The 3,885-nt window shown below is 56.9% G+C and carries 3 protein-coding genes; 2 read left to right on the top strand and 1 reads right to left on the bottom strand.

The window, feature by feature from the left end; genetic code table 11:
* Positions 1–370 precede the first annotated feature (370 nt).
* Together NQJ30_RS18765 and NQJ30_RS18770 are read left to right on the top strand one after the other, a co-directional pair.
* Positions 371–1,480: a hypothetical protein gene (locus NQJ30_RS18765; RefSeq protein WP_255771832.1), complete on the top strand. Its 1,110-nt coding sequence runs from the start codon at positions 371–373 to the stop codon at positions 1,478–1,480.
* Positions 1,481–2,195: 715 nt separating this feature from the next.
* On the top strand, positions 2,196–2,762 hold the full coding sequence (locus tag NQJ30_RS18770) for a recombinase family protein (RefSeq protein ID WP_255771833.1): 567 nt from the start codon (positions 2,196–2,198) through the stop codon (positions 2,760–2,762).
* 78 nt (positions 2,763–2,840) lie between these two features.
* Here the strand turns inward: NQJ30_RS18770 and NQJ30_RS18775 are convergent, their stop codons facing one another.
* On the bottom strand, positions 2,841–3,809 hold the full coding sequence (locus tag NQJ30_RS18775; protein ID WP_255771834.1) for a hypothetical protein: 969 nt from the start codon (positions 3,807–3,809) through the stop codon (positions 2,841–2,843).
* Positions 3,810–3,885: the final 76 nt, after the last annotated feature.

The following is a 3,885-nucleotide window of genomic DNA, read 5'->3' on the forward strand; positions in this document are numbered from 1 at the left end:
GAGTTCCCGCGGGTGCTTCTACTCCCCTTGCTTTGAACGCCGATAATGGACGTTACGTAAAGTAAGTGTACTGATAGTTGCAAGCGCTATATAATTTCTTCATCTTTACGGCCCTCCTGGCTGACGTTGAGCCGTGAGGTACCGTTGCGCGCGCGCCCTAGATCGCCGGTCCTACAAACAAGAACTTTGTTGCCCCGCGGGAGTAATCCGGGCGGAACTTTCTTGATGCTTTCTTGAGCTTCCGTCGCAAAGAAATTGAGAATGATTTGCAACACTGAGGCCGAGGATCAGCTCGGATACGTACATCTGCAGCCAGCCGAGGCCGACCTCGGGAGCCTCTGCAACGCACTCAACTTGAAAGGTTCCGGATTTGGCAACTACTCATGGATTTCGCGTCTACGTGGTGCAAGCTTTCAAGAATCGCATCAAAGATCAGGAACCTGAGGACGCCTCCTGCAAGTCTTCAACCAGCGAAACAATTCTTGCCCTACTGGAGTCCCTGCACCACCTGGAATCACACCATTTGGAGCCCAGGGCATCCGTTGAGGGCCTGCCACCGAAGCCCACGCGGACCGTTACTGTTGGCGAACCCCATCTGATCCGTGATGATCTATGGCACGTGGTTGTCTCTGTGGGTGAGCTAGGTAGCCATCGCAGAGCCACGAGGCCCGACAAAAAGCCCCGAGATCTCAAGAAGTGGTCCGCCGAGGCTGAACATCATGTCACTTTCCTGTTCCCTAAGAGCGGCAAAGAGTTCCTGGTGGTGGCTCACACGATTCGCCGACGGGACCCCGTTCCGGAGCTTTTCAGCCTTCTCACTCAGTCTGGCGTGCAGCAGAAGAAATCCGCCAAGGCTGCCGAGGATGCAGCCCGCGAGCTTGCTCGAACTGAAGGAATATCGCCACCTAACCGCGTGCCCCACTCCCGCCTGCTCTTCTCGCGACGCCAGGCGGTCGACAACAGCTACATTGACGAAATCATCGGCTCGGCAAAGAGTGCCACGGCAGTATTTCGAAGCACTGTTCCCTCTGACCGCGGCGGCAAACGCCCACAGGTCAGACGAAGCCTTCAAATCCAACTGCGGGACGAGAACGAAAAAGAGATTGGGCGAAGCGTAGGTAAGAGGTGGTTCCATCGAGCAAAAGCCGGCAACTCCTCAACCGCGGCACAGGGAGTCTCCGAGCTTGCTGGGCTGCTTGAAACGGAGAACCTGTTTCATATTGATGAAGTGGCCCGATACAACACTGCTTCTGTCGCCGTGATGAGCGATTCCGGTGCTTCCACAACAATTGCCGTGGATACTCTGCGTGATGTTTTCACGTATCCGGTTTCGGAAGGAGAACCTTCCCTCCGCTTCTACTACGACAAGGTTGCCCCTCGTGTTCGGGTCGTAGCGGCTGAGGAACGGGTAGATGTCAAAGCCATCTCGCCAGTGGAGGTAGAAGAGTGCCTGGACGCTTCGATCCCCGTCCCCTCCTGAGGGGGGTTGGACAAGGACTGCGGAAAAGACGGGATACCGGTCCTGAAGCTCCAGATAGGAAGGCCAGGGCCGTTCTCCTGGTTCTCCCTCTGGCGGCTGCCGGCATCGCTGCGGCCTCTGGCTTTGTTCTCCCTCATGCCGATCAGTTCATCGCGGGTGCCGCCGTACTTGTAGGTGCCCTCTTTGCCGCTTTCACTCAAATCGCCTCGTGGCGGGATCGCCTCCTGATGCGCAGGAACCAAACTGATGGTGTTGACCTGAGAGCCCTCGACGAAGCTGGCGCCCACGTACTCTTTACGGTCGTGGTCTCCTTGGTAGCAACCGCAAATTTGGTTGTTCTAGCTAACTTGGACATCGACCAGGAAGACCCAAGTCTTCCGTACGCCACCGTCCTAACAACCTTGACGTCAGTCGGAGTGGGAGCCTTTACCTACATGAACATTTCGCTGTTCGTTGTGGTCAACCTGTTATGGGATGCGTACGAAAAGTCAGGATCCCCAAGAGGCCAGTCTGGCGGGTGACCGTTGCTCTGCATCGCGCGCGAACGTTCCTTCGCTTCATCCCTCAGGCTCTCTTTATACCCACAGGTAGCCAAACATTCGTCAGATCCCTTGACGAGTGGAATAGGTCCACCTGAGCTCCCACGTCCAAGTGCCTTGACGTTCTGCCGGAAAGGCCTTAGAAATCAATCTGACAGAAGAGGGTTGGAGGCACAGTGACGGGACAGCGGATCGGGTACGTGCGCGTGAGCACGCTGGACCAGAACGAGAAGCGCCAGCTCGAAGGCCAGATACTGGACCGGGTCTTCACGGACAAGGCCTCCGGCAGGGATACGGCCAGACCACAGCTAGCTGAGTTGCTGCGGTTCGCCCGCGACGGGGACACCGTAGTTGTCCACAGCATGGACCGGCTCGCCCGCAATCTCGATGACCTGCGTGCCCTGGTCCAAGGCCTGACACTCAAAGGCGTGCGGGTCGAATTCGTCAAAGAGAGCCTGGTCTTCACCGGCGACGACTCCCCCATGGCCAACCTCATGCTCTCGGTCATGGGTGCCTTTGCCGAGTTCGAACGATCACTCATCAGGGAACGCCAGCGGGAAGGCATCGCCTTGGCCAAGCAGCGCGGCGCCTACAAAGGACGGAAAAAGACCCTTACTCCGGAACGCGCGGGCGAGCTGGTCCAGCGCGCCGTCGACGGTGTGCCGAAAGCCGTCCTTGCCCGCGACTACGGCATCAGCCGGGAGACCGTCTACCAGTACCTGCGCCACGCCAAACCGGAGTGAACCTCTCCCCTGCCGGAGTCGTAGTTCCTTAGCCAACCCGTCCTGAGCTAGACCAAGTCAATTTGTCACAACGTATGCCTACCATGAGAAGCGAGGAGCTCGCGCAGATCGGTGTTTGGCGAAGTCTTGAAACGGATTCAGTGACTTACTAATCACAGATGCCTCTTCCTGCGTGAACCGAGGGACGTAGGTATCGAAACGAAGGATGTCACCTTCGATAATGAGTGTTGCGTAGCCCTCTTCATCCCTGAACTCAGGATCGAGCTCGTCCCTGACTACATCACTGAACAAGTTCACGTAGCGGGTCAACTCAAGGACAAGATCAGCGAGATATTGGCGACCTTCTTTGTATTCACTAAGAAGTGACGCATACAGATCATCGTCCCAAACGGGTATTTTGTAGAAGGCTTTGAAGCGGAGACGGGCCCCAAGGCGGTCCCGATCCGAGTGTTGGGAAAAGGTACTCAGTAGCTCATTTATGAGGTGACCGATCGTTTCGATCAATTGTCGAAGGTCGTCATGCCCTTTCGGCCAAGGCCGTGTGGCAATCCAATGCAAGCAGGCACGCAATCGTTCTTCGGTTGAGACAGACATGCTTGCTTCCCCGCCGCTAAGTACGGCACTCACATCCTTGTGCCATGTATCTAAGCTCAACCGGGCCGTCAGGTCATCGACCAAGGCTGCCCACTTTTCGTCGGCGGGATTGGATGCAGCCCCGAGAGTACCTTTCACCCATGCCTCGTGCTTCGCCTTCATATCCAGCAGGAAGCCAACGGAGAAGTCCTCCGGGGCCTTGTCTATTAGTGCGTGGTCAGTCGGACAGAGCAGTATGAGATTGCTGTATTCGTCACGCTGCTCCGGCGACAAAGGGGATTCGCCGCGGGGTCCATCGGGGCTCTTAGCAACAATGTGGGCCTCCTCGCCTATCAGAACGGCGTCGCCGTTGAGGCCGGACTGGTGTGCAAGCGTTCTACGGCATGAGGGCATCGCACAATGGCTCGCAGCGCGGCCCCAAAGCAATTTTCGGGACAAAGTCGATATCGCCATCCGGGTGTCCTTTCAGGTTCGGCCGGTTCAGACCTAGCTCTAAGCAAGCTCGCTTTCCGATACACGTCCTCGCCGG

The organism is Pseudarthrobacter sulfonivorans (assembly GCF_024391045.1).
Taxonomy (GTDB): Bacteria; Actinomycetota; Actinomycetes; order Actinomycetales; family Micrococcaceae; genus Arthrobacter; species Arthrobacter sulfonivorans_B.

Excerpts from the sequence above, each read along its gene's own strand:
- NQJ30_RS18775 (WP_255771834.1), bottom strand. The coding sequence starts at position 3,809 with ATGGCGATATCGACTTTGTCCCGAAAATTGCTTTGGGGCCGCGCTGCG.